Annotated in this window: 24 protein-coding genes; 13 read left to right on the top strand and 11 right to left on the bottom strand. The window is 63.4% G+C overall.

Annotated features, from left to right (window positions below):
* Positions 1-29 precede the first annotated feature (29 nt).
* The 3 genes from QYS36_RS21010 to QYS36_RS21000 are packed head-to-tail and all read left to right on the top strand — an operon-like array spanning position 30 to position 2,368.
* Complete coding sequence (locus tag QYS36_RS21010; RefSeq protein WP_308841294.1) at positions 30-632, top strand: hypothetical protein; 603 nt, start codon at positions 30-32, stop codon at positions 630-632.
* Positions 629-1,777: an MFS transporter gene (locus QYS36_RS21005; protein WP_308841293.1), complete on the top strand. Its 1,149-nt coding sequence runs from the start codon at positions 629-631 to the stop codon at positions 1,775-1,777. The genes QYS36_RS21010 and QYS36_RS21005 overlap by 4 nt, the downstream gene beginning before the upstream one ends.
* A 45-nt stretch (positions 1,778-1,822) precedes the next feature.
* Positions 1,823-2,368, top strand: coding sequence for an acireductone dioxygenase (locus QYS36_RS21000; protein WP_308841292.1), 546 nt, complete (start codon positions 1,823-1,825; stop codon positions 2,366-2,368).
* 8 nt (positions 2,369-2,376) lie between these two features.
* On the opposite strand, the gene QYS36_RS20995 is transcribed toward QYS36_RS21000, so the two are convergent.
* The gene (locus QYS36_RS20995) at positions 2,377-2,874 is read right to left on the bottom strand and encodes a methylated-DNA--[protein]-cysteine S-methyltransferase (protein WP_308841291.1); all 498 of its coding nucleotides are present in this window, start codon (positions 2,872-2,874) and stop codon (positions 2,377-2,379) included.
* Between the two features lie 2 nt (positions 2,875-2,876).
* Complete coding sequence (locus tag QYS36_RS20990) at positions 2,877-3,755, bottom strand: DNA-3-methyladenine glycosylase (protein WP_308841290.1); 879 nt, start codon at positions 3,753-3,755, stop codon at positions 2,877-2,879.
* Positions 3,756-4,087: 332 nt separating this feature from the next.
* Between QYS36_RS20990 and QYS36_RS20985 the strand changes: the two genes are divergently transcribed.
* Positions 4,088-6,175: an LTA synthase family protein gene (locus tag QYS36_RS20985; RefSeq protein ID WP_308841289.1), complete on the top strand. Its 2,088-nt coding sequence runs from the start codon at positions 4,088-4,090 to the stop codon at positions 6,173-6,175.
* Positions 6,176-6,230: 55 nt separating this feature from the next.
* Here QYS36_RS20985 and QYS36_RS20980 read toward each other — a convergent pair whose 3' ends face one another.
* Both QYS36_RS20980 and QYS36_RS20975 read right to left on the bottom strand, forming a co-directional pair.
* Positions 6,231-6,782, bottom strand: a complete 552-nt coding sequence (locus QYS36_RS20980) for a hypothetical protein (RefSeq protein ID WP_308841288.1) — start codon at positions 6,780-6,782, stop codon at positions 6,231-6,233.
* Positions 6,783-6,964: 182 nt separating this feature from the next.
* Positions 6,965-7,243, bottom strand: coding sequence for a hypothetical protein (locus tag QYS36_RS20975; protein WP_308841287.1), 279 nt, complete (start codon positions 7,241-7,243; stop codon positions 6,965-6,967).
* Between the two features lie 346 nt (positions 7,244-7,589).
* Between QYS36_RS20975 and QYS36_RS20970 the strand changes: the two genes are divergently transcribed.
* Positions 7,590-7,937 (top strand): ribonuclease E inhibitor RraB, encoded by a 348-nt coding sequence (locus QYS36_RS20970; protein ID WP_308841286.1) that lies wholly within the window; start codon positions 7,590-7,592, stop codon positions 7,935-7,937.
* A gap of 12 nt (positions 7,938-7,949) precedes the next feature.
* On the opposite strand, the gene QYS36_RS20965 is transcribed toward QYS36_RS20970, so the two are convergent.
* Positions 7,950-8,264 carry a protealysin inhibitor emfourin gene (locus QYS36_RS20965; RefSeq protein WP_308841285.1) on the bottom strand — a complete coding sequence of 105 codons (315 nt, stop codon included), beginning with the start codon at positions 8,262-8,264 and terminating at the stop codon, positions 7,950-7,952.
* The gene (locus tag QYS36_RS20960; RefSeq protein ID WP_308841284.1) at positions 8,261-9,304 is read right to left on the bottom strand and encodes a M4 family metallopeptidase; all 1,044 of its coding nucleotides are present in this window, start codon (positions 9,302-9,304) and stop codon (positions 8,261-8,263) included. The genes QYS36_RS20965 and QYS36_RS20960 overlap by 4 nt, the downstream gene beginning before the upstream one ends.
* 363 nt (positions 9,305-9,667) lie before the next feature.
* Between QYS36_RS20960 and QYS36_RS20955 the strand changes: the two genes are divergently transcribed.
* From QYS36_RS20955 to QYS36_RS20940, 4 genes are all read left to right on the top strand, one after another.
* The gene (locus QYS36_RS20955; RefSeq protein ID WP_308841283.1) at positions 9,668-11,077 is read left to right on the top strand and encodes a circularly permuted type 2 ATP-grasp protein; all 1,410 of its coding nucleotides are present in this window, start codon (positions 9,668-9,670) and stop codon (positions 11,075-11,077) included.
* 2 nt (positions 11,078-11,079) lie between these two features.
* Entirely contained in the window at positions 11,080-12,030 is a 951-nt protein-coding gene (locus QYS36_RS20950) for an alpha-E domain-containing protein (RefSeq protein ID WP_308841282.1), read from the top strand.
* The gene (locus QYS36_RS20945) at positions 12,027-12,824 is read left to right on the top strand and encodes a transglutaminase family protein (RefSeq protein ID WP_192425887.1); all 798 of its coding nucleotides are present in this window, start codon (positions 12,027-12,029) and stop codon (positions 12,822-12,824) included. The genes QYS36_RS20950 and QYS36_RS20945 overlap by 4 nt, the downstream gene beginning before the upstream one ends.
* A gap of 115 nt (positions 12,825-12,939) precedes the next feature.
* A complete protein-coding gene (locus QYS36_RS20940) occupies positions 12,940-13,827 on the top strand; it encodes an AEC family transporter (RefSeq protein WP_308841281.1) in 888 nt (295 codons plus the stop codon).
* 458 nt (positions 13,828-14,285) lie between these two features.
* Here QYS36_RS20940 and QYS36_RS20935 read toward each other — a convergent pair whose 3' ends face one another.
* Positions 14,286-14,552, bottom strand: coding sequence for a PepSY domain-containing protein (locus tag QYS36_RS20935; RefSeq protein WP_070886212.1), 267 nt, complete (start codon positions 14,550-14,552; stop codon positions 14,286-14,288).
* 80 nt (positions 14,553-14,632) lie between these two features.
* On the bottom strand, positions 14,633-14,923 hold the full coding sequence (locus QYS36_RS20930; protein WP_308841280.1) for a hypothetical protein: 291 nt from the start codon (positions 14,921-14,923) through the stop codon (positions 14,633-14,635).
* A gap of 65 nt (positions 14,924-14,988) precedes the next feature.
* On the opposite strand from QYS36_RS20930, the gene QYS36_RS20925 reads away from it, so the two are divergent.
* Positions 14,989-15,717 (top strand): amidotransferase, encoded by a 729-nt coding sequence (locus QYS36_RS20925; RefSeq protein WP_308841279.1) that lies wholly within the window; start codon positions 14,989-14,991, stop codon positions 15,715-15,717.
* 93 nt (positions 15,718-15,810) lie between these two features.
* Here the strand turns inward: QYS36_RS20925 and mqo are convergent, their stop codons facing one another.
* On the bottom strand, positions 15,811-17,430 hold the full coding sequence (gene mqo, locus QYS36_RS20920) for a malate dehydrogenase (quinone) (RefSeq protein WP_308841278.1): 1,620 nt from the start codon (positions 17,428-17,430) through the stop codon (positions 15,811-15,813).
* 531 nt (positions 17,431-17,961) lie between these two features.
* On the opposite strand from mqo, the gene QYS36_RS20915 reads away from it, so the two are divergent.
* Together QYS36_RS20915 and QYS36_RS20910 are read left to right on the top strand one after the other, a co-directional pair.
* Positions 17,962-18,180, top strand: coding sequence for a hypothetical protein (locus QYS36_RS20915; protein WP_308841277.1), 219 nt, complete (start codon positions 17,962-17,964; stop codon positions 18,178-18,180).
* Between the two features lie 254 nt (positions 18,181-18,434).
* Positions 18,435-19,955 (top strand): aldehyde dehydrogenase family protein, encoded by a 1,521-nt coding sequence (locus tag QYS36_RS20910; RefSeq protein ID WP_308841276.1) that lies wholly within the window; start codon positions 18,435-18,437, stop codon positions 19,953-19,955.
* Positions 19,956-20,012: 57 nt separating this feature from the next.
* Here the strand turns inward: QYS36_RS20910 and QYS36_RS20905 are convergent, their stop codons facing one another.
* On the bottom strand, positions 20,013-20,978 hold the full coding sequence (locus QYS36_RS20905; RefSeq protein WP_308841275.1) for a LysR family transcriptional regulator: 966 nt from the start codon (positions 20,976-20,978) through the stop codon (positions 20,013-20,015).
* Positions 20,979-21,085: 107 nt separating this feature from the next.
* Between QYS36_RS20905 and QYS36_RS20900 the strand changes: the two genes are divergently transcribed.
* Positions 21,086-21,841: a sulfite exporter TauE/SafE family protein gene (locus QYS36_RS20900; RefSeq protein ID WP_308841274.1), complete on the top strand. Its 756-nt coding sequence runs from the start codon at positions 21,086-21,088 to the stop codon at positions 21,839-21,841.
* Here QYS36_RS20900 and QYS36_RS20895 read toward each other — a convergent pair.
* On the bottom strand, positions 21,831-22,685 hold the full coding sequence (locus QYS36_RS20895) for a LysR substrate-binding domain-containing protein (protein WP_308841273.1): 855 nt from the start codon (positions 22,683-22,685) through the stop codon (positions 21,831-21,833). The two genes, QYS36_RS20900 and QYS36_RS20895, sit on opposite strands and share 11 nt — an antisense overlap.
* Between the last annotated feature and the right edge of the window lie 80 nt (positions 22,686-22,765).

Below are 22,765 nucleotides of genomic sequence, written 5' to 3'. Positions count from 1 at the left end.
GTGCCGGCATGCTGCCAGGCGAGGGCGCAATGAGCGAATTTCCCGAGGTGCTACGCAGCGTTGCCGGCAAGCGCCTCGCGGACGTTCGCGAGGCGCTGTTCGCGCTGGAGCCGGCCCAGGTCGACGAGCAGGGCGCTGGGTACCTCGTGGCGCTCTACACCAGCAGCAAGCAGCTCGACGTGCGCAAGCAGATACTCAGGCTGCTGTATGACCTCGATTTCCAGGCGCTCGATGAGTTTTTCGCCCAGGCCTATCGCAAGGAGCGCTACCTGGACATGAAGGTCTATGCCCTTCGCGGCCTGGCGCGGCGCGCTGAAGAGAAGCAGCTGCAGCGATTGCTCGAGGGCTTTCGCCAGACCTTGGCGAACAGGCAGCAGTCCACGCCCTACAACTATCAGGAGTACGAGCTGCTCAGGGGGCGTAATGCGTTGCCCTATCTGCTCGAGCGTTATGGCTACGCCTGCCTGCGCGACACCCTCGAGCAGGTCAACCGCCAGTACGACGCCATGCCGGAGGCCTTCAAGGGGCATTTCACCGTGGATGACAACGGTACGCTGGTCACCCTGCGTGAACCGGGTGCAAGCAGTGCGCTGATCCGGCAGTTCTTCGCCAGCAAGGATGTTCAGGATTGACGCCGGCAGTCCCGTACTGGCGCCTGTCCGGGTTCTACCTGTTCTACTTCGCGCTGCTCGGCGCCACAGCGCCATTCCTGGGCCTGTATTTCGCCCACTTGGGCTTTTCACCGGCACGCATCGGCGAGCTGGTGGCCATTCCCATGCTGATGCGCTGCATCGCGCCGAACCTGTGGGGCTGGCTGGGCGATTACAGCGGTAGGCGCCTGTTGATCGTGCGCCTGGGCGCCGTCTGTACGCTGCTTAGCCTGAGCCTGATCTTCGTCAGCCAGAGCTATGCCTGGCTGGCCCTGGTGATGGCTCTGCACGCGTTCTTCTGGCACGCGGTGCTGCCCCAGTTCGAGGTCATTACCCTGGCGCACCTGCGTGAACGGTCGGCGCGTTACGCGCAGATTCGCCTGTGGGGTTCGATCGGTTTCATTCTCAGCGTGGTCGGCCTCGGCAAGGCGTTCGATCTGCTCAGCCTGGATATCTATCCCTGGGCGCTGCTGCTGATCATCACCGGCATTGCCCTGAGCAGCTTCTGGGTGCCGGATGCCCAGCCGCTGGCCTCGTCGCAGTCGGCTAACCAGGGCGGTTTCCTGAGGCAGCTCAAGCAGCCCGGCGTGCTGGCCTTCTACCTGTGCGTGGCGCTGATGCAGCTGTCCCACGGGCCGTACTACACCTTCCTGAGCATCCATCTGGAACAACTCGGCTACAGCCGCGGATTGATCGGCATGCTCTGGGCGCTCGGCGTAGTGGCCGAGGTGCTGGTGTTCATGGCCATGGCGCGGCTGCTCAGGCATTTCAGCCTGCGGCAGGTGCTGGTGGCCAGTTTCGTCATCGCGGCGGTGCGTTGGCTGTTGATGGGCTTTTTCGCCGATCACCTGAGCGTGCTGCTGTTCGCCCAGGTGCTGCATGCCGCCACCTTCGGTAGTTTTCACGCCGCGTCCATCGCCTTCGTGCAGCGCAGTTTCGGTGCGCGCCAGCAAGGCCAGGGCCAGGCACTGTATGCCTCGCTGGCCGGTATTGGCGGCGCCCTGGGTGCTCTGTACGCCGGCTACAGCTGGAACGGCCTTGGCCCGCAATGGACATTCGCCCTGGCAGGGCTGTCTGCGCTGCTGGCAGCCGTTATCATGGTTCGACGCACGGCCGAGCCGACATGACCCTCCGGTTGCCGCAAGGTGGCCGATACCGAACAGGAATTTCCCATGAGTCGCCTGAGCGTTCATCACCAATCCAGCCCGCAGATCCCCAACAAGGTGCTGGGCCATGCGGAAGACATCACCAGCACGCTGGCAGCGGTCGGCATCGCGTTTCGCGAGTTGCCGCTGGACAGCCGGCTGCAGGCCGGAGCCGCCGAGCAGGAAATCCTCACCGCGTTGGCCGACATCTTAGCGCAGCTCAAGCGTGACCATGACCTGAGCCAGGTCGAGGTGATCAGTGTCGATCAGCGGCGCTGGCCAAAAGAGGGCGAGAAACCGGCTCCGGCGCCGCAGGAGCAGGTAGCCGACGGCGCGCAGCTGTACCTGTTCCTGGCCGGGCAGGGGCTGTTGAGCCTGCATGTCGATGATTACGTGTACGTGCTGTTCGGCGAGCGCAATGCGCTGATCAGTGTGCCGGCCGGCACCCGTCACTGGTTCGACCTGGGCGAGTTCCCGCACTGCGCGGCGATTCGCCTGTCTGCCGCCGACGCGGCGCAGCCCAAGTCGAGTGGCGATGGCATCGCCGCCGCTTTCCCGCGCCTGGAAGACTGAGCCGCCGCTCAGTCGAACAGGCTGGCCTGCGGCCTGGGCACGGCACCTTCGAGTTCCAGCAGCAGTTGCTTGCGTGGCAGGCCACCGGCAAAGCCGGTCAGGCTGCCGTCGCGGCCGATCACCCGGTGGCAGGGGATGATGATGCAGATCGGGTTGGCGCCATTGGCGGCGCCCACGGCGCGCACGGCCTTGGGCCGTTCGATGCGCTGGGCCAGCGCGCTGTAGCTGTCGATCTTGCCGAACGGGATCTGCTGCAGCGCCCGCCACACCGCTTGCTGGAACGGCGTGCCCTGCGGATTGAGGCGTAGCTCGAAGCGCTGGCGGCGGCCCTCGAAGTATTCGTCCAGCTGGCGGCTGGCGTCATCCAGCTGCGCGCCAGCCTCCTGCCAGCCATCAGCAATCAGCCAGGGCGTGCGCTCCACGTCCATCAACAGCTGCTGCAGGCCGTTTTCGTCGCCGACCATGAACAGGCGGCCGATGGGGCTTTGTTGGTAGCGGTAGAACATCCTCAGCCTCCCGAATAGTTGTGCCAAAGGTGGGCCGCCGCATAGGCGCGCCAGGGCCGCCAGGCTTCGGCGTGCAGCTGCAGTTGCCGGGCGCTGATGCCGGTAGCGCCCCAGATCGGCGCCTTGAGCAAACCCAGGTCGCTGGCGGGAAAGGCGTCGGCGTCGCCGAAGGCACGCAGGGCGATGTACTCGGCCGTCCACGGGCCGATGCCGGGCAGGGCGCACAGGCGCCCGATCAACTCGCTCGCGCCCTGGCTGATATCCAGGCGCAGTGCGCCGCTGGCAACCTGGGCAGCGAAATGCTGCAGGGTTTGCACACGCTTGCCGGGCATGCCGATGCCGTCGAGATTGGCGGCGGCCAGGGCTTCGGCTGTCGGAAACAGGCGGTCGATGCCTGCCGGGGCATCGGCCAGCGGTTCGCCGAGCCTGTCGACCAGGCGGCCGGTGATGGTTACCGCGGCCTTGACCGTGACCTGCTGGCCAACGATGGCGCGCACGGCCTGCTCGAAGGCATCGAATGCGGTGGGCAGGCGCAGGCCGGGATTGCGCGCGAGCATTGCCGCCAGATGCTGATCAGCCGCGAAATGTGCCGCGATAAGCGCCGGCTCGGCATCCAGGTCGAACATGCGCCGCACGCGCTGCACGAGTTCCGCCTGGCAGGCACTGGCCGAGGTGCTGTGTTGCAGCATCAGGGCGTGCTCGTCGGGCAGGGCGGTGACGCGAAACCAGCCGGTGATCTCGCCAAGGCGAAAGCTGCGGCAGTAATCACGCTCGCCCAGGCATTCCTGCCCGGCGATGGCGCGCAGGCGGAAATGCGCGTGGAACTGTTGCCAGTCCCAGGGCGCCTGGTAGGGCAGGGTGAGGGTGTGGTTGCTTGTCATGGCGTTGACGATAACGCCGAGGTGACACCTTGTCAGCGTGAAAAATGACTTTCAAAGCACCGCGGCATCCGTCTCGGGTGCCGAGAGCCTTGCAACAAATTTTTCACATTCGACCCTTCAGACTGCCGCGGCGCCGCTCGCCGAGACAGGGCGAGCCTGCAGTTCCAGGCCGTTGAAAAACGTAGGCGAGGCCGCCGATGCGAGGCAAAAACAGGCGAAAAAGCGGAGTTTACGTGTTGTAAATGAGCATTTTGAGCCTGGTTTTAACGAAGCAGCGGCAACGCAGGTAGTTTTTCAACAGCCTGGTAAACGTCTTTTGTGGATGATCGAACATGACCCCTACAGCAGTTCAGGGCAGCCCTTCCAACACCCCCCATTCCCTCCAGCCGATACGCAGCCAGTTGCTCTTCACCCTATACAGCGGCCTGGCCCTGCTGGTGATGTACACGCTGCTGCGCGTCGCCTTGCTGGTCTACAACCGCGAGCTGATCGGTGACACGCCCAGCGGCGCATTCGTCGAGGCCTTCTACAACGGCCTGCGCTTCGATCTGCGCGTGGTGGTCTATGCCTGCGCGCCGCTGCTGATCGCCTTGCTCAGCACTCGCGCCATGCTGGCCCGTGGCTGGCAGCGCCTGTGGCTGACCGTGTTCGCCAGTATCACGCTGTTTCTGGGCCTGGCCGAGCTGGATTTCTACAAGGAATTCCACCAGCGCCTCAACAGCCTGGTGTTCCAGTACCTGCAGGAAGACCAGGCCACCGTGATGAGCATGCTCTGGAACGGTTTTCCGGTGGCGCGCTACCTGATCGCCTGGTTCGTCATCACCGCGCTGCTGTGGTGGATGTTCAGTCGCTTCGACCGCGCCAGTCGTGCCGAGGTAATTGCTGGCACTGGCGCGGCGCGCCCGAAGGTGGCCTGGTACTGGCGTGCATCGGTGTTCTTCCTGTGCCTGCTGATCGCGGTGATCGCGGCCCGCGGCCATTTGCGCCAGGGCCCGCCGCTGCGCTGGGGGGATGCCTATACCACCGAGTCGATGTTCGCCAACCAGCTGGGCCTGAACGGTACCCTGACCCTGTTTACCGCCGCCCAGGCCACCTTTGGCCCACACCGCGACAACACCTGGCAGTCGACCCTGGAGGACGAGCAGGCCCGGCAGATCACCCGCGACATGCTGCTGACCCCGGACGACCAGCTGGTCGATGCCGACAGCGCCGCCATCCGCCGCGTCTATACACCGCCAAGCGACAAGACCCTGCCGATCCGCAACGTGGTGGTGATCCTGATGGAGAGCTTCGCCGGGCATTCGGTTGGCGCCCTCGGCGCGCCCGGCAATATCACCCCGTATTTCGACAAGCTGAGCCAGGAAGGGCTGCTGTTCGACCGCTTCTTCTCCAACGGCACCCACACTCACCAGGGCATGTTCGCGACCATGGCGTGCTTTCCCAACCTGCCGGGCTTCGAGTACCTGATGCGCACGCCTGAAGGCGCGCACAAGTTCTCCGGCCTGCCGCAGCTGCTGGGCGCCCGTGGCTACGACAACCTGTACGTCTACAACGGCAATTTCCAGTGGGACAACCAGTCCGGCTTCTTCAGCAACCAGGGCATGACCAACTTCATTGGCCGTGAGGACTTCGTCGACCCGGTATTCATGGACCCGACCTGGGGTGTTTCCGATCAGGACATGTTCGACCGCGGCGCGCTGGAACTGAAGACCCATTACGGGCAGAAGTCGTTCTATGCGCTGCTGCAGAGCCTTTCCAACCACACCCCCTATGCGCTGCCGAAGGATCTGCCGGTGGAGCCGGTCATGATCAACGGCAAGGAAGACCTGCACCGCACCGCCATGCGTTACTCGGATTGGGCACTGGGGCAGTTCTTCGAGAAGGCGCGCAAGGAGCCGTATTTCAACCAGACGCTGTTCGTGGTCGTGGGCGACCATGGCTTTGGCGGTTTCGATCAGGTCACCGAGATGGACCTGCAGCGCTTCAACGTACCGCTGTTGCTGATCGCGCCGGGCATTCAGGACAAGTTCGGCAAGGTCAGCCATACCGTCGGCACCCAGGTGGACATCGTGCCGACCATCATGGGCCGCCTGGGTGGCGAGGTGCGTCATCAGTGCTGGGGGCGCGATCTGCTCAACCTGCCTGAGGGTGATGGTGGCATGGGCGTGATCAAGCCGTCAGGCGGCGACCAGACCGTGGCGATCGTCACTGCCGAGCACGTGCTGGTGCAACCCAAGGACTTCGAACCGCGGTTCTATCGTTATCGGCTAGGGGCGAAGCCGACTGCCACGCGGCTAGAAGGGCCCGTGGACGAGGCGCTGAAGAAGCGTATGGAAGGCTTCCTGCAAACCGCTACCAAGAGCTTGCTGGATAACACGGCAGGGGTAGTGGACGGCATGCCGGATAAACCGCAGCCCTGAAACGCAAAATAAAAAAACCGGCGCCAGGCGCCGGTTTTTTTATGGGTGGAGCGACTTAGCTGCAGCCTTCGACGTAGAACACCGCCGGCGGCACGCCAATGCGCCAGCGCGTTACCACGCCGTCGGGATCGGTTTCGAAGACCATCCGCGCTTCGCTATCGATATAGGGCGTGACGATAAAATCCGTGGCGCCTTCGACATACTTGTTGGGCTGTTCTTCGAAGCGGCCGGGGTAGGTGGCGCGAATCTGCTGGGCGCTGCTGCCCACCTGCAGGCCGCGCGGTGCCTTGCGCTCGCGGCTGTCGATGTCGTAACGCACGAACTGGCCGTTCTCGAGCATGAAGGAGATGCCGAAGCCCTTGGCCGGGCGTGGGTCCTGGAACAGCTGGCGGCAGCTGTCCGAGCCGCCGCCGTCACGCAACGAGCCCTTCCAGGCCGCGCGCACGGCTGTTTCGTCGCTGCCGAAGCGGGCACTGGCAAAGCCGGCGAAGGGGCTCAGATCCTCCTTTTCCTGCAGCTTGGGCGGGCTGCTCTGGGCGGCGGAGGCGGTTTTGGCGGGGGTATTGCTGGCGTCGCTGCAGGCGCTCAGCGCCAGAATACTGGTCATTACAACAGCGGAAATTGAAAGCGTACGGTTCGCCATGAAAATCCAACCTTCGTCTCGAATGGGAGCGGCCGCACCTGGGCGCGGCCGAATCGGTGAGGCATGAGACAGGTCGAATCAGGGCATTTGCATGCCGGGGTATCAGGCAAAAGTCCCGCTGCGTATGCAGGCCTTCTGTCGCAGTCTCATGCTGCGTGGCCTTTGGCCACATTTTCGCCAAAAAGATCCCGGCTTTTATCCAGATACTGATCGACCAGCCACTTGCCGTGGGCAATCGAGGCCTGCTGGGCCTTGGTCAGGTCATCGAGAAACGCGCTGTTGAGCGGCAGCGGCAGGCGCCGCGTGGTGCGCCCGTCCGCTGTGCTGATGCGGCAACCGCCTGCCCAGGGGGTCGGGATGCCCGGGTGTTCCATGACCTCGGCGCTGATGTAGTGATCGCGATAGGTGCATTGCAAGGTGCTCATGGGGGATACCTCGTATGTAGGGCCCGCGCAGGCAGCACGATGATCCTCGCGCCGCCGGCCGGGCGTGGCTGCATGTTTCGGTATAACACGGCGCGAACAGCTGGCGCGGCGGGCCGACGAGTTGCCAAATAAAGATAGTTTGATGACCTGGCGCGCGCGGCGGTCTATTCTCTGAGAGCGTGCTGCTGGAATCAGGCACGCTTCTTCATACCAGTTCCTGCTGGTGCCACAGTTGCTCGTACCAGGGCTCCGGCCCAAGCGTCATCACGGTGCGCCGTGTGTTGCATGTTGAGTCAGATAGCCGCTCGCGCGGCGTATCAATTTCCTCGTCCGATGGAGATCAACTATGAGCACGATTCTGCACGAAGATGTTGGTAGCGGCATTTTGCGTCGAATGAAGGAAGGCGGATTCGATTTCGCCAGCGTTCACCCCATCGAGTTCTATGCGATTTTCCCCGATCAGGCATGTGCCCTGAAGGCCACGCGCAATTTTCGCGGTGAAAGCCTGCACGCACTGGTTACCGAGCGTGATGAAGGTGACTGGTATCTGCAGGTCAGCAAGGTCATGCACGTCACGCCAGCCGGCATCGGCGATTTCTCGCAGGACCTGGAGTCGGTGGTGATCCCCCTGGGAGGTGAGCTCGACGGCTGGGGCGTTACCCAGCAGCTGAGCCGTGCCAGCCGCCAGGATTAGCCTGCGCGGGCGTTACAGGCCTTTCTCCCAAAGCGTCACCAGATCCCGAGGAGCCTGCTCCTCGGGAACGTTGAGCACCATCTCCTGGGTGCGCTGCGCACAGGTCTGCAGTTCGATGCGGTAGAAACGCTGGTCCCCTCGACCGGCCTGGTCACTGGCAATCGGCAGGCAGGCTTCGAGTAGCGAACAGACCTGGCCACGCTGCTGCGGGTCGCAGCGGGCGAAGTCGATTTCCCGTGGGCGGCTCAGCGCCGCAATCGCCGCAAAGCCGCCCTGGCGGGATATGCGAACCAGCGCCTCGTCAGTCAATGGCGGCAGCTTGTTCATGGCTGAACACCCTCTATCCCCACGTCGCGCCAGGCCTTGGCAACCGCATTGACCTCGGGCGAGCCCTGGCCGAAGCGCTGCGCGGCGCGGTCCACGCACAGGCGTGCAAAATCGACGAACTCGGCGTCGTTGGCCAGGCGTTCATCGCACAAGGTGTCATACCAGACAAGGCCGGCTTTCTCCCAGGCATTGCCGCCCAAGGCAATGGCGGCCAGATAGAAGGCGCGATTGGGAATGCCCGAGTTGATGTGCACGCCGCCGTTGTCCTCGCGGGTCTGCACGAAGTCGCGCATGTGCCCTGGTTGCGGGTCCTTGCCCAGCAGCGGGTCATCATAGGCGCTACCGGGCTCGGCCATGGAGCGCAGGCCCTTGCCATTGACGTAGTCGCTCAGCAGACCGGCGCCGATGATCCAGTCTGCCTGGGCGGCCGATTGCTGCAGCGCGTATTGCTTGGTGAGAATGCCGAAAACATCCGACAGCGACTCGTTCAGGGCACCGGCCTGGTTGGCGTAAACCAGCGCAGCCTCACTGTCGATGACGCCATGGGTCAGCTCGTGGGCGACCACGTCCAGGGCGATGGTGAAGCGGTTGAAGATCTCGCCATCACCGTCACCGAAGACCATCTGCTCGCCATTCCAGAAGGCATTCTCGTAGCGCTGGCCGTAATGCACGGTACCGATCAGCGGGATGCCGTTGCCGTCGATGGAATGGCGGCCGAGCACTTCCCAGAAGAACCGGTAGGTGGCGCCGAGTGCCTCATAGGCTTCGTCGACCGCTTCGTCGCCGGTAGCGGGCTGGCCCTCGGCGCGTACCAGCCGGCCGGGCAGCTGGGTCTGCTGCTCGGCATCATGGACGCTGCGTTCAGCTTGCCCGGGCGCCATAACCTGGCGAGCCTGCAGGCTGCTCAGACGCGGCTTGTCGTTGTTGCGCCGCAGCGTGCTGACGTGCTGCAGGGTATTGCGCGCGCAGTCGCGCTGGCGATCGGAGCCGTGGCCGATGATGCGGTCGAGGATGTAGGGCGGTATCAGGCTGCTGTTCATCGTGCGTTCCTTGTCCGGAGAAGCGTGGCGGCCAGGTCGATACCTGACCTCTCAAAGCTGGGAACGCAATGCGCCGGCAATGTTTCTGCCGCACGGAAATTTCTGGATAAAAGGGCACTGGCAGAAAAGTGCAATGCTTTGCCGCCTCGCCTGTCTGAGCTTTTACCGGGCATGCAGCCCTGCACGTTCGACTGCACCGAATGCAAGCAGATCGCGCAAGCGCCCTATGGGCGTCTGCCAATTGTGCTTCATGATGGTGCAATGCGGTTTCGTTAAAAAAATAAGTAATTGATATTAAAGGAATAATACCGATGGCTCGGCGCTTGCAGCGTACGGGCTGAACTGGGCTGCAAGGAGTAGAGCATGACCCGCACCTTTTACGACGAGATGCATCTGCCGGATGGCGCCTGCCGCCCCCATTACCAGGCCTTTTCTCGTTGGCTGCAGGGCACCCCCAAGGACCTGCTGGATCAGCGTCGCCGCGAGGCGGATCTTCTCTTTCACCGCGCCGGCATCACCTTCACCCTGTATGGCGACGCCCAGGGCACCGAGCGGCTGATTCCCTTCGACATCATCCCGCGCAGCATTCCGGCCAGTGAATGGCGCATGGTCGAGCGTGGCTGCATCCAGCGGGTGCAGGCGCTGAACCTGTTTCTTGCCGACCTCTATCATGACCAGCGCATCATCAAGGCCGGGCTGATACCTGCCGAGCAGGTGCTGGCCAACGAAGGCTACCAGCTCGCCATGCAGGGCCTCGATCTGCACCGCGACCTGTATGCACACATCGCCGGCGTCGATCTGGTGCGCGATGGCGACGGCACCTATTACGTACTCGAGGACAACCTGCGCACGCCCAGCGGGGTGAGCTACATGCTCGAAGACCGCAAGATGATGATGCGCCTGTTTCCCGAGCTGTTCGCCAATCAGCGCATCGCGCCTATCGATCATTACCCCAACCTGCTGCTCGATACCCTGAAGACCTCCAGCCCGCTCGACAACCCGACGGTGGTGGTGCTGACTCCCGGGCGCTTCAACAGCGCCTACTTCGAGCACGCGTTTCTGGCGCGAGAAATGGGCGTCGAACTGGTGGAGGGCGCCGATCTGTTCGTGCGTGACGACAAGCTGTTCATGCGCACCACCGCAGGCGCCAAGCAGGTCGACGTGGTGTATCGCCGGCTGGACGACGCCTTTCTCGACCCGCTGGCGTTCAACCCTGATTCCATGCTCGGCGTACCCGGGCTGCTGTCCACCTACCGTTCCGGCAACGTGGTGCTGGCCAACGCCATTGGCACCGGGGTGGCGGACGACAAGTCGATCTACCCCTACGTCGGCGAGATGATCCGCTTCTACCTGGCCGAAGAGCCGATTCTCAAGAACGTGCCGACCTGGCAATGCCGCAAGCCCAGCGAACTGTCCCACGTGCTGGCCAACCTCAAGGATCTGGTGGTCAAGGAAACCCAGGGTTCCGGTGGCTACGGCATGCTCGTCGGGCCGGCAGCCAGCAACGCCGAGATCGAGGCGTTCCGCCTGCGCCTGATTGCCAAGCCCGATGCCTACATCGCGCAGCCGACGCTGTGCCTGTCGACGTGCCCGACCTTCGTCGAGAACGGCATCGCGCCGCGGCATATCGACCTGCGGCCTTTCGTGCTGTCCGGCAAGGAAACTCGCATCGTGCCGGGCGGGCTGACCCGGGTGGCGCTGCGCGAGGGTTCGCTGGTGGTCAACTCGTCGCAGGGCGGCGGTACCAAGGACACCTGGGTGGTGGAGGACTGACTATGCTATCGAGAACTGCCTCCGATCTGTACTGGATGTCCCGCTATCTGGAGCGCGCGGAAAACCTGGCGCGCATGCTGGAGGTCAGCTATTCGCTGTCGCTGATGCCCCAGGACGGGCGCCGTGACGGCCTCGATGAACTGGCCATGCCGCTGCTGATTACCGGCACGCTGGAGGAGTACCAGCAGCGCCACGGTGCGTTGCATGCCGAGCGCATCCTGCATTTCTTCGCCCTGGACGCCCAGAACCCGGCGAGCATCTACAGCTGCCTGGGGGCTGCACGCAGTAACGCCCATGCCGTACGCGGGCGCATCACCGCGGACATGTGGGAGAACATCAACGCCACCTGGCTGGAAATCCGCAGCATCGCCGAGCAGGGGCTGGGCCGCTACGGCATCAGCCGCTTCTGTGAATGGGTCAAGGAGCGCTCCCACCTGTTTCGCGGCGCGACCTTCGGCACCATCGTGCGTGGCGAGGCCTACCGGTTCATCCGCCTGGGCACCTTTCTCGAGCGTGCCGACAACACCTTGCGCCTGCTCGACGCACGCTACGAGCTGCTCGGCGAGGATGTCGACGATCTCGACGGTCGACCGGCCCACAGCTACTACCAGTGGAGCGCCTTGCTACGGGCGCTGTCCTCGTTCGAGGCGTTCGCCGAGGTTTACCGTGGCTCGCCTGGCGCCCGCAAGGTCTCCGAGTTGTTGCTGCTGCGCCGCGAGGTGCCGCGTTCGTTGAGTGCCTGCATGGATGAGCTCTACCAGATGCTCGATGGCCTGCCTGGCGACAGTGGTCGCCCGGCCCAGCGCCTGGCTGCCGAGCTCAATGCGCGGCTACGTTACACCCATATCGATGAGGTGCTGGAAGAGGGGTTGCACGCCTGGCTGACCGATTTCATCGAGCAGATCCACCTACTTGGCGGCGCCATCCACACGTCCTATCTGGAGGTCGCATGAGACTGTCCATCCGTCACAACACCACCTATCACTACGATGATCAGGTGCGTGCCAGCATCCAGTACCTGCGCCTCACACCGCATGACAGCCCGCACCAGCAGATCCTCAGCTGGCAGTTGGATCTGCCACGCCCGGTTCGCGCGCAGCTCGACCCTTACGGCAATATTCTGCACGTGCTGACGCTGGACGAACCCCATGAATCGATCATCATCGGCGCCGAGGGGCAGGTCGAGATCGATGAATTCAGCGATGCCGAGCACGACAGCCTGTCGGCGCTGCCATTCCTGCGGTTCACCCGCCTGACCGAGGCGGATGCGGCGCTGCGCGACTTCGCCTGGAAACAATGCGCCCAGCGCCGAGATCGCACTGCGCTGATCGATCTGATGCACGGCCTCAACGATCACATTCGCTACCAGCCCGGTATCACCGCGGTGGAAACCAGCGCGGCGGAAGCCTTCGCCGGGCGCCAGGGGGTTTGTCAGGATCATGCCCACGCCTTCCTCGCCTGCGCGCGCAGCCTGGGTATCCCGGCGCGCTACGTGTCTGGCTATCTGGTTACCGACAGTCGGGATCACCTGGCCAGCCACGCCTGGGCCGAGGCCTGGCTGGATGACGGCTGGTACAGCTTTGACGTGACCAACTGCCTGTCCAGGCCCGAGCGCCATCTCAAATTGGCCATCGGCCTGGATTATCTGGACGCCTGCCCGGTACGCGGCATGCGCCGTGGCGGCGGCTGTGAGCGGCTGATGGCGAGGGTCGATGTCGAACCCTTGATCCAGGTGCAGGCGCAGTGAGGAGCGAGGGCGGTGGATGGTCCTTGCCTGATCGAGACGCCCATTCATCCCGGCATGGCTTGCGATCAGCGGGTGATCGCCCCTAGCATGGCCGTTTCGTCTGAAGGAAGAGGCCATGCTGGCCGAGTTGTTTGCTGTACTGGCGCCGGTGATCATCGTCTCCGGCATCGGCTATGCGTGGGCCCGTAGCGGCCAGCATTACCCCACCGAATTCATCGCTCGGCTGGTATTGACCATCGGTACGCCGAGCCTGGTGCTGGCGACCCTCAGCCGTGCCGATATCGATCCGCAGGCATTTACCAGCATGGCACTGGGCTGCGTACTGGTGACGGCCTGCATGGGGTTGTTCGGCGTGCTGTTCAGCCGCCTGTTCCGCCAGCAGTGGAAGGTGCTGGTGCCGGCGTTCCTGTTCCCCAATACCGGCAACATGGGCCTGCCCATCAGTCTGTATGCCTTTGGCGAGCATGGCCTGGCGCTGGCCGTGGCATTCTTCCTGACGCTGTCGATCATGCAGTTCAGCGTTGGTATCGCCTTGTCGGGCAATGCAGCGTCGATCAGGGATTTGTTACGCAATCCGATTCTGATCAGCCTGTTGCTGGCGTTGCCGATGATCTTCATGGATCTGCAACTGCCGCGCTGGCTGGCCAATACCGTCGGTTTGCTGGGTGGCATGACCATTCCGTTGATGCTGCTGACCCTGGGTGTTTCGCTGGCCAGCATTCGCCTGCATCACCTGGGGTCCGGGCTGGTGCTGGGCGCGCTGCGGATATTCTTGGGCGCGGCCGTTGGCTGGGGCATTGGTGCGGCGATGGGGCTGGAACCGCTGACCCACGCTGTGCTGGTGGTGCAGTCGGCCATGCCGGTGGCGGTGTTCAATTATCTGTTCGCGGTGCGTGCCAATCGCTCACCCGAACAGGTCGCGAGCCTGGTGATGTGCTCGACGCTGCTGGCGATCGTTTGGTTGCCGCTGATCCTGGCGTGGTGGATGCCACGGGTCAACTGATCGGCCTCAACCGACCATTCGGCTCAGATTGGGGAGAATCAGCAAGACGGCGGTGGCAAAGAGAATCAGCCCCGCCTGGCGGAATTTCGGTTTCTTGAACATGGCCGTTCGCCTTTTTGATTGTTGTGATGGGCCGTGCTTACCGCTTCGTCCCCAGTGCCTCGGCAAAACCCGACGGCATATGTATTGACTGTAGAGGGCGCGGCATAGTTTTTTAGATCGCTTGTTTCTAAAGGGGTGCAAAACAGTACCTGCAAGGATATGGAACCCTTTGCCACTTCTGCATAACCCCGGCGCCAGACGCTACACGGCCTGCGACGCATTACCGTTGACCAATGACCGCTCATCCGAACTTTTTTACGGCTCAAAAAAACCGGCCGCTTGGGCCGGTTTCGAGGGCTGCCGAGGTTTCGCACGCGGTTCGCGTTGAAACGCCAACAGACCCTGGGCTGGATCGATCAGTTGTCCAGCTGCTCGCGAATGACCTTGCCGCTCTTGCCATCCACGCGGAATTCGTAGAGGCGATTGTCCTGTTTGGTGCCTTCGCCTTCCCAGTAACCGGCGTCGTCTGCCTCGATCTTGTGGATCTGGGTGAAGCCAGCCTGCTTGGCGCTGCTCAGCGCTTGCTCGATGCTGATCCAGTCGGCGCCCGGGCGATCGGCCATGGCGAGGCCAGCGCTCATGGCGGCAGCGGCGGTAAGGGCAGTCAGGGTCTTCTTGAGCATCGTGGAACTCCTTTACTGTTTAGGAAGATCGCGCCCGTATTCAGGCACTTCCTGTTGGAGTCCGGCGCTTCGCTTCAGGTTCAGCTAAAACTGCCCCGGCCCGGTGCAACCGGCGCCGCGTCGCTCACCGTTGGCGCAGGCTGGGAGGTGTGCTGCATGCTCACCGCCAGCAAGGGCAGGGCAATCGCCAGGTAAAGGGCGATGGCGCCGAGCGCGCCGTTGCGTGCGTAGCGAATGGTTTGGCTGTGCATGAGGCTGCGCTCGTCAGTAGCCGGGAGGCCGATGACGCCATCATCGATGGGCTGGCGCGAGCGCTGAAGTAAATGTTGCGTATGACGGCTATCGAAACGGCTGATGACGAACAGCGGCATGCCTCTTGCGTTGCCGCAACAGCCAAGGCACGCTTTGACGGCTTCGTTATTTTTCAGGTACCGCCATGTTGCTGCAGATCTGCATTCTGGAAACCGACATCCTGCGCCCCGAGCTGGTCGACCAGTACCAGGGCTACGGCAAGATGTTCGAACGTCTCTTCGCTGGCCAGGCGATCGCTGCCAGCTTCCAGGTATTCAACGTGATGCAGGGCGATTATCCGCCCGCCGATGCCCGTTTCGATGCGTACCTGGTCACCGGCAGCAAGGCCGATTCGTTCGCCAATGATCCCTGGATCGAGACGCTCAAGGCCTACCTGCTGGAACGTTACCAGGCGGGCGACAAGCTGCTGGGCATCTGCTTTGGTCATCAATTGCTGGCGCTGCTGCTCGGCGGCAGGGCCGAGCGCGCCAGTGGCGGGTGGGGCGTGGGCATTCATCGCTATCAGCTGACCGAACAGCCTGACTGGATGACCCCGGCACTGGATGAACTGACGCTGTTGATCAGCCACCAGGATCAGGTTACCCGGCTGCCGGAAAATGCCACGCTGCTGGCCACCAGTCCGTTTTGTGCCCATGCGGCCTATCGCATCGGTGATCAGGTGCTGTGCTTCCAGGGCCACCCCGAGTTCGTGCCCGAGTATTCCCGGGCGTTGCTGGACATCCGCCAGCAGCACATTGGCGAGCCCACCTACCGGGCAGCGGTCGACACCCTGCATGAGGATCATCACGGCCGCACCGTGGGTGAGTGGATGCTGCGTTTCGTCGCCAATGGCAAGGCAGCTCAGCCGGCCTGACAGCCTTGAGAGCGGCACATAAAAAAACGGCCCCTGTGGGCCGTTTTTTCGTTTGCGCACGGCGCCCTGCGTGGGGGCGCCTGCTGATAGGCCTTACAGCGTTTCGGCTTGAGCCTCGGCCTGCGGGGCTGGCTCGCCCTGCGGCTGCTCCGGCTTGATCTCGACGAAGTTGAGCTGCAGACGCTCGCTGCTCCAGGCGCGGGTCTTGTTGGTCAGCTCCAGGTTGTTGTTCAGGGTCTGGCCGTAGGAGGGGATGATCTCCTTCAGCTTGGCCTGCCACTCTGGCGTGTTGATCTTGTCCTTGAAGGTGCGCTCCATCAGGTGGAGCATGATCGGCGCGGCAGTGGAGGCACCTGGCGAGGCGCCCAGCAGCGCGGCGATGGAACCATCTTCGGAGCTGACCACTTCGGTGCCGAACTGCAGGATGCCACCCTTCTCGGGATCCTTCTTGATGATCTGCACGCGCTGGCCGGCCTGGATCAGTTCCCAGTCCTTGTCCTGCGCTTCGGGGAAGTATTCACGCAGCGAGTGCATGCGGTCTTCCTGGCTGAGCATCAGCTGGCCGATCAGGTAGGTGCTGAGCGAGAAGTTGTCGATACCCGCATTGACCATCGGCGAGATGTTGTGGGTGGTGATGGTGCCGAACATGTCCAGCAGCGAGCCGTTCTTCAGGTACTTGGTGGAGAAGGTGGCGAATGGCCCGAACAGGATGACTTTTTCGCCATCGATCACGCGGGTATCCAGGTGCGGAACCGACATGGGTGGCGAGCCGACGGAAGCCATGCCGTAGACCTTGGCCTGGTGCCTGGCGGCGATTTCCGGGTTGCGGGTAACCAGGAACGAGCCACCAACCGGGAAGCCGGCGTAGCCTTCTGCTTCCGGAATGCCGGATTTCTGCAGCAGCTTGAGGGCGCCGCCGCCAGCACCGATGAACACGAACTTGGCATTCACGGTGCTCAGCTTGTCGCCATTGGCCAGGTCGGCCACGGTGACGTTCCAGGTGCCGTCGTCGGCACGGGTGATATCACGCACTTCGTGCTGTACATGGACGTTGAACACGTCCTTTTTCTGCGACAGGTTGTTCAGCAGCTGGTTGGTGATTTCACCGAAGTTGACATCGGTGCCGGTCTGCACCCGAGTCGCGGCGATTTTCTGGCCGGGCTCGCGGCCTTCCATCACCAGGGGAACCCACTCCTTGATCTGCTCAGGGTCGTTGGAGAACTCCATGTTGCGGAACAGCGAGCTGTGCTGCAGGGCGTCGTAGCGTTTCTTGAGGAATTCGGTGTTCTTGTCGCCCCACACGAAACTCATGTGTGATACGTCGTTGATGAACGACTTCGGATTGCTCAGCACGCCCTGTTCGACCTGATAGGCCCAGAACTGCTTGGAGATCTCGAACGACTCGTTGATCGCCACGGCCTTGCTGATGTCGATGGTGCCGTCAGCCTTTTCCGGGGTGTAGTTCAGTTCGGCAAGTGCCGAATGACCGGTGCCCGCGTTGTTCCAGGCGTTGGAGCTTTCGCTGGCGACCTGAGGCAGGCGCTCGTAGAGGTCGATTTTCCAGCTCGGCTCCAGCTCGTTGAGGTAGGTGCCGAGGCTCGCACTCATGATGCCCCCGCCGATCAGCAGGACGTCCACGGATTTTTCCGGTTCGGGTTGCTTGGCGCAGCCGAGCGCGCTCAAGCACAGTAGGGACAGCAGGAGTTTCTTCATTAGACAGACCATTCCAGTAATGTAATTGCGTGACCGCAAGACCGGCCTCGGTACCGCCCTGGGTGATAGAGCGGCAGCGCCTGTTGCATGCGGGCAGGTTTCGTTCTGCGAAACCGATCAGTCCCGGTGATTTTTTGAAACGCCGGGTATTTACCTTGATGTGCGTGGTTTCGTCGCAGGCTGCCTCGAAAGGCAAGATCCATGCCTACGCAACTATTAGCCGGCTAACTAGTGCGCTGCGTCAATATCACGCACGGCATCGTGCCTGCCGGTTGGCGAAATTCCGCCTTCCATACGCTGTCGGGGGAGGTTAAGTGGCGGATTCTCGCCTTAGCGGCTGATGGCGCCGCCTACGCCCTGACTACCACCCCCGGTTCCTGGCGTGGCAGGTGCTGTTGAGCCACCCTGCGTGCCGGGAGCGGGCTGGCTGCCATTTGCAGGCGTGCTACCCGAGGGTTGGCGCCTGGTGCCTGTGCCTGACTCGCCATTCTGCCGGGCAGGCGAGTTGAGGGTGCTGCGCGGCGTCTGCTGTTGCTGCTGTTGATCGGGGCTCGATTGGCCGGTGCCATTGCTGTCAGCCGGTGGCGTGCCGGTGCGCTCGCGAACCATCTCCTCGCCGATTCTGTCGCGTTGCTGCTGCAAGGTCATCCCGTCGTCATCCGCCTGTGCCCCAGCGCTGCAAAGGACGGCGAGCAGCAGCGCCGATTTGCCGAATATGTGCATGTCCGTCTCCTTGTCGTTGCCCTGTGATCAGGTGACTGCCCAGGGGCTGGCAACGTTCAGGGAATCTTCCCGTAGGGGGCTGGTGATCAGCTTGCAACCCTGGCTTACAAGCCCAGCGGCGAAAAACAGCGAAGGCGTCTACCCTGATAGCAGCTCGGCAGCCACCGGCTCTGCCACGCCGCGTGACGACGACGAGGAGGCGGCTGCCGACATTGCAGAATCGAACCCTGGGCTGTCTCTCGCCTCAGAGAGAGGGCTCCCACAATAAAGAGGTCGTTCCCATGATCTATGCCAAACCCGGTAGCGCAGGCGCCGTCGTTACCTTGAAAGCGCGCTACGGCAACTACATCGGCGGCGAGTTCGTCGCGCCGGTGGGTGGCCAGTACTTCACCAACACCAGCCCGGTGGATGCCTCGACCATCGGCGAATTCCCGCGCTCCGACGCCAAGGACATCGACAAGGCCCTGGATGCTGCCCACGCCGCCGCCGAGGCCTGGGGCAAGACGTCGGTGCAGGATCGCGCGCTGATCCTGTTGAAGATCGCCGACCGTATCGAAGCCAACCTCGAACTGCTCGCCGTGGCGGAAACCTGGGACAACGGCAAGGCTGTGCGCGAGACGCTCAACGCCGACGTGCCGCTGGCCGCCGACCACTTCCGTTACTTCGCCGGCTGCATCCGCGCCCAGGAAGGCACTGCCGCGGAGATCAACGAACACACCGCCTCCTATCACTTCCACGAGCCGCTGGGCGTGGTCGGGCAGATCATCCCGTGGAACTTCCCGCTGCTGATGGCCGCCTGGAAGCTGGCGCCGGCCCTGGCGGCCGGCAACTGCGTGGTGCTCAAACCCGCCGAGCAGACGCCGCTGTCGATCAGCGTATTCGCCGAACTGGTCGGCGACCTGCTGCCGCCGGGCGTGCTGAATATCGTCCAGGGCTTTGGCCGCGAAGCCGGCGAGGCCCTGGCCACCAGCACGCGCATCGCCAAGATCGCCTTCACCGGCTCCACCCCGGTCGGCTCGCACATCATGAAATGCGCCGCCGCCAACATCATCCCGAGCACCGTGGAGCTGGGCGGCAAGAGCCCGAACCTGTTCTTCGAAGACATCATGCAGGCCGAGCCGGCGTTTATCGAGAAGGCCGCCGAAGGCCTGGTGCTGGCCTTCTTCAACCAGGGCGAGGTGTGCACCTGCCCATCGCGGGCGTTGGTGCAGGAGTCGATCTTCGAGCCGTTCATGGTCGAGGTGATGAAGAAGGTCAAGTCGATCAAGCGCGGCAACCCGCTGGATACCGAGACCATGGTCGGCGCCCAGGCCTCGCAGCAGCAGTACGACAAGATCCTCAGCTACCTGGAAATCGCCCAGCAGGAAGGTGCCGAGCTGCTCGCCGGCGGCGCCACCGAGAAACTCGAAGGCGATCTGGCCGGCGGCTATTACATCCAGCCGACCCTGCTCAAGGGCACCAACAAGATGCGCGTGTTCCAGGAGGAGATCTTCGGCCCGGTGGTGGGCGTGACCACCTTCAAGGACGAAGCCGAAGCCCTGGCGATCGCCAACGACACCGAGTTCGGCCTGGGCGCCGGCGTGTGGACGCGCGACATCAACCGCGCCTACCGCATGGGCCGTGGCATCAAGGCCGGCCGCGTATGGACCAACTGCTACCACCTGTACCCGGCGCATGCTGCCTTTGGCGGCTACAAGAAGTCCGGGGTCGGGCGCGAAACCCACAAGATGATGCTCGACCACTATCAGCAGACCAAGAACCTGCTGATCAGCTACGACATCAATCCGCTGGGCTTCTTCTGACCGCGCTATGAGCCAATGAAAAACGCGGCTTCGGCCGCGTTTTTCATTTGTGCTCGGTCAGTTGCCGGCGCCGCGCTGCAGGGCGCTTTGCAGCGGCAGATCCCAGGGCGGTATCGGGCCGAAGCGATTCTTCAGGAATTCCAGCAGCAGGCGGCTGCGTGAATCGGTATCGCGCTGCAGGCGCAGCGCGTAGATGCCGCTGGGCTCCGGCGCCGGCAGGCCGTTGTCGCAGAACAGCGCCACCAGCTCGCTGCGCACCAGGTATTCGCTGACCAGCCAGGTCGGCAGGTGAGCCACGCCCAGGCCCGCCAGCACGCTGAACACCAGGGTTTCGGCATTGTTGGCGGTCATCCGCAGGCGGCGAGGGCGGTACACCGCGAGCTTGCCCTGGCTCTCGAAGCGCCAGGCATAGGCGGGTGCCAGGCCATCCCAATCCAGGCCGTCATGCTCCAGCAGCTCGGCAGGCGTGCGCGGCACGCCATGGCGCTCCAAGTAGGCAGGGCTGGCACACACCACGCGAATCATCGGTGACAGTGGCGTGGCCACCAGGCGCGTGTCGGCCAGGGGGCCAATGCGCAGCACCAGGTCCACTTCACCCAGGTGCGCGCCATGCAGGTCGATAAAACTGTCGATCAGCCGCAGTTGTACGTCCAGCCCCGGGTAGGCGGTGAGAAAGTCGGCAATCGCCGGCGCCAGGTGACGACGGCCGAACGGAGCGGGGGCGTCGATACGGATCAGTCCCTCCGGGGCGCTGCTCAACGACACCGCCTCGGCGCGTGCCAGGTGCAGTTCGGCGAGAATTCGCCTGGCCCGCTCGGCGAAGGCCAGCCCGGCCGGGGTGGCCCGCACCGCATGGGTACTGCGGCTGAACAGGCTGCAGTCGAGGGAGCGTTCCAGGGCGTCGATGCGCCGCGAAACAGCCGATGGCGTGAGCGGATGCAGGCGCGCAGCGGCGGAAAAGCTGCCGCTCTCCAGTACATCGAGAAACAGGCTGAGTTGATCGGTCAGGGCATCGGGGTTCATGCAGGGCTCGCTATGCGTTCGTCGCACAGCCATTATGCCGGGCTGTGCGTTACCCATCCAGCCAGCGACAGGTAGCATGCGCTCACCCTGTTTGCACGAGATGCACCATGGATCTGCTCGCGTTTGCCCTGAATATCCTGCTCGGCCTGGCCCTCGGTACCCTTGGTGGGCTGTTCGGAATTGGCGGCGGGCTGATCGCGATTCCGGCCCTGGGCGTGCTGTTCGGGCTGGATCAGCAGCTCGCCCAGGGCACTGCGCTGGTGATGGTGGTGCCCAACGTGCTGCTGGCGCTGTGGCGCTATCACCAGCGCAACCGCATCGATCTGCGCTACGCGCTGGCGCTGGCGCTCAGCAGCTTTGTGTTCGCGCTGCTTGGCGCGGGTTGGGCGGTCAACCTCGATCCGGAGGCGATGCGCCTGGCGTTCGTCGCGTTTCTGGTTGCCCTGGCCTTCTATAACTTGCTGCGCATGTGGCTGCGACCACCCACCGCGAGCGGCGAACTGCGCCACCCCTGGCCCTGGCTGGCGGTGCTGGGCAGTGGCGCAGGGATGCTCGGTGGTCTGTTCGGCGTGGGTGGCGCAGTGATCGCCACGCCCATCCTGACCAGCGTATTCGGCACCTCGCAGGTGGTGGCACAAGGCCTGTCACTGGCCTTGGCGGCGCCCAGTACCGGCGTGACCCTGGTGACCTATGCCATGCACGGCCACGTCAACTGGGCGCTGGCCTTGCCGCTGGCGATAGGTGGTTTGCTCAGCATCAGCTGGGGTGTGCGCCTGGCTCACGCGCTGCCCGAGCGCCTGTTACGCATGCTGTTCACCGCCTTTTTGCTGGCCTGTGCGGTAGCGCTCGGCCTCAAAGCCTGAAGCCTTCGATAATCTGCTCGGCCAGCACCTCGCTGGCCGGCGAACGGGTGCGCTCGTTGCGCAGCAGCATCACGCTGGCCATGGGCAGTTCCGGCATGCCCTCGGCGTCGCCGAGAATGCGCAGGTCGGCGGTGATCAGGCTGCGCAGCTGGGCGGTGATCGCCAGCCCGGCGCTGACCGCCGCCATGATCGCCGACAGGCTCGGGCTACTGTAGGCAATACGGTAGCTACGCGACTGCGCATCCAGTGCATTGCAGGCCCAGGTGCGGCAAAAACACTGGTTGTTGAACATCGCCAACGGCAGCGGATCGGCCTCATGCAGCTTGGCCGCCGACGCCTGGGCCCAGACCAGATGCTCCTGGCGCAGCAACTCGCCGATCTCCGAGCCGGGCTCGCGCGTGACGATGGTCAGATCCAGATCGCGGCGCTGCAGCAGAGCGAACGACGGTTCGCAGTGCAGTTCCACCTGCACCAGCGGGTAGGCCTGGGCGAAACGGATCAGGATGCCCTGCATGAAACGCATCACATAGTCATCCGGCGTGCCGATGCGCAGGGTGCCGACCATGTCGGGTTGGCACAGGATGTTCAGCGCCTCGGTGTGGAGTTGAAGAATGCGTCTGGCATAGCCCAGCAGTATTTCGCCCTCGGCGGTCAGGGTGAGCTGGCGGCCCTCGCGCTGAAACAGTGGCCGGCCGACCACATCTTCCTCGAGGCGCTTCATCTGCATGCTCACCGCCGACTGGGTGCGGTTGACCGCATCGGCGGCCCGGGTGAAGCCACCGTAATCGGCTATCGCGACAAAGGTGCGCAGCAGTTCGCTGTCGATGTTGGGGTACTGCGCCATTCATCAATCTCCGAGATGCATCGCATAAGAAACATTCGTTGGATTGATCTTATCCCCGGTCCGACACTGAATCCATCCCT

It is taken from the genome of Pseudomonas sp. G34 (assembly GCF_031119625.1).
Lineage (GTDB): Bacteria > Pseudomonadota > Gammaproteobacteria > Pseudomonadales > Pseudomonadaceae > Aquipseudomonas.
The sequence above is the reverse complement of the archived record's forward strand: the minus strand, read 5'-3'. Positions and strand labels throughout refer to the sequence as shown.

What these genes read in the sequence shown, in the direction of transcription:
- QYS36_RS20970 (WP_308841286.1), top strand. Translation starts at nt 7,590, where the DNA reads ATGAGCACGATTCTGCACGAAGATGTTGGTAGCGGCATTTTGCGTCGA.
- QYS36_RS20950 (WP_308841282.1), top strand. Translation starts at nt 11,080, where the DNA reads ATGCTATCGAGAACTGCCTCCGATCTGTACTGGATGTCCCGCTATCTG.
- QYS36_RS20965 (WP_308841285.1), bottom strand. Translation starts at nt 8,264, where the DNA reads ATGAACAAGCTGCCGCCATTGACTGACGAGGCGCTGGTTCGCATATCC.
- QYS36_RS20925 (WP_308841279.1), top strand. Translation starts at nt 14,989, where the DNA reads ATGTTGCTGCAGATCTGCATTCTGGAAACCGACATCCTGCGCCCCGAG.
- QYS36_RS20975 (WP_308841287.1), bottom strand. Translation starts at nt 7,243, where the DNA reads ATGAGCACCTTGCAATGCACCTATCGCGATCACTACATCAGCGCCGAG.
- QYS36_RS20945 (WP_192425887.1), top strand. Translation starts at nt 12,027, where the DNA reads ATGAGACTGTCCATCCGTCACAACACCACCTATCACTACGATGATCAG.
- QYS36_RS20900 (WP_308841274.1), top strand. Translation starts at nt 21,086, where the DNA reads ATGGATCTGCTCGCGTTTGCCCTGAATATCCTGCTCGGCCTGGCCCTC.
- QYS36_RS20955 (WP_308841283.1), top strand. Translation starts at nt 9,668, where the DNA reads ATGACCCGCACCTTTTACGACGAGATGCATCTGCCGGATGGCGCCTGC.
- QYS36_RS20980 (WP_308841288.1), bottom strand. Translation starts at nt 6,782, where the DNA reads ATGACCAGTATTCTGGCGCTGAGCGCCTGCAGCGACGCCAGCAATACC.
- QYS36_RS20940 (WP_308841281.1), top strand. Translation starts at nt 12,940, where the DNA reads ATGCTGGCCGAGTTGTTTGCTGTACTGGCGCCGGTGATCATCGTCTCC.
- mqo (WP_308841278.1), bottom strand. Translation starts at nt 17,430, where the DNA reads ATGAAGAAACTCCTGCTGTCCCTACTGTGCTTGAGCGCGCTCGGCTGC.
- QYS36_RS20960 (WP_308841284.1), bottom strand. Translation starts at nt 9,304, where the DNA reads ATGAACAGCAGCCTGATACCGCCCTACATCCTCGACCGCATCATCGGC.
- QYS36_RS20985 (WP_308841289.1), top strand. Translation starts at nt 4,088, where the DNA reads ATGACCCCTACAGCAGTTCAGGGCAGCCCTTCCAACACCCCCCATTCC.
- QYS36_RS21000 (WP_308841292.1), top strand. Translation starts at nt 1,823, where the DNA reads ATGAGTCGCCTGAGCGTTCATCACCAATCCAGCCCGCAGATCCCCAAC.
- QYS36_RS20935 (WP_070886212.1), bottom strand. Translation starts at nt 14,552, where the DNA reads ATGCTCAAGAAGACCCTGACTGCCCTTACCGCCGCTGCCGCCATGAGC.
- QYS36_RS21010 (WP_308841294.1), top strand. Translation starts at nt 30, where the DNA reads ATGAGCGAATTTCCCGAGGTGCTACGCAGCGTTGCCGGCAAGCGCCTC.
- QYS36_RS20905 (WP_308841275.1), bottom strand. Translation starts at nt 20,978, where the DNA reads ATGAACCCCGATGCCCTGACCGATCAACTCAGCCTGTTTCTCGATGTA.
- QYS36_RS20910 (WP_308841276.1), top strand. Translation starts at nt 18,435, where the DNA reads ATGATCTATGCCAAACCCGGTAGCGCAGGCGCCGTCGTTACCTTGAAA.
- QYS36_RS20990 (WP_308841290.1), bottom strand. Translation starts at nt 3,755, where the DNA reads ATGACAAGCAACCACACCCTCACCCTGCCCTACCAGGCGCCCTGGGAC.
- QYS36_RS20995 (WP_308841291.1), bottom strand. Translation starts at nt 2,874, where the DNA reads ATGTTCTACCGCTACCAACAAAGCCCCATCGGCCGCCTGTTCATGGTC.
- QYS36_RS20930 (WP_308841280.1), bottom strand. Translation starts at nt 14,923, where the DNA reads ATGCCGCTGTTCGTCATCAGCCGTTTCGATAGCCGTCATACGCAACAT.
- QYS36_RS20895 (WP_308841273.1), bottom strand. Translation starts at nt 22,685, where the DNA reads ATGGCGCAGTACCCCAACATCGACAGCGAACTGCTGCGCACCTTTGTC.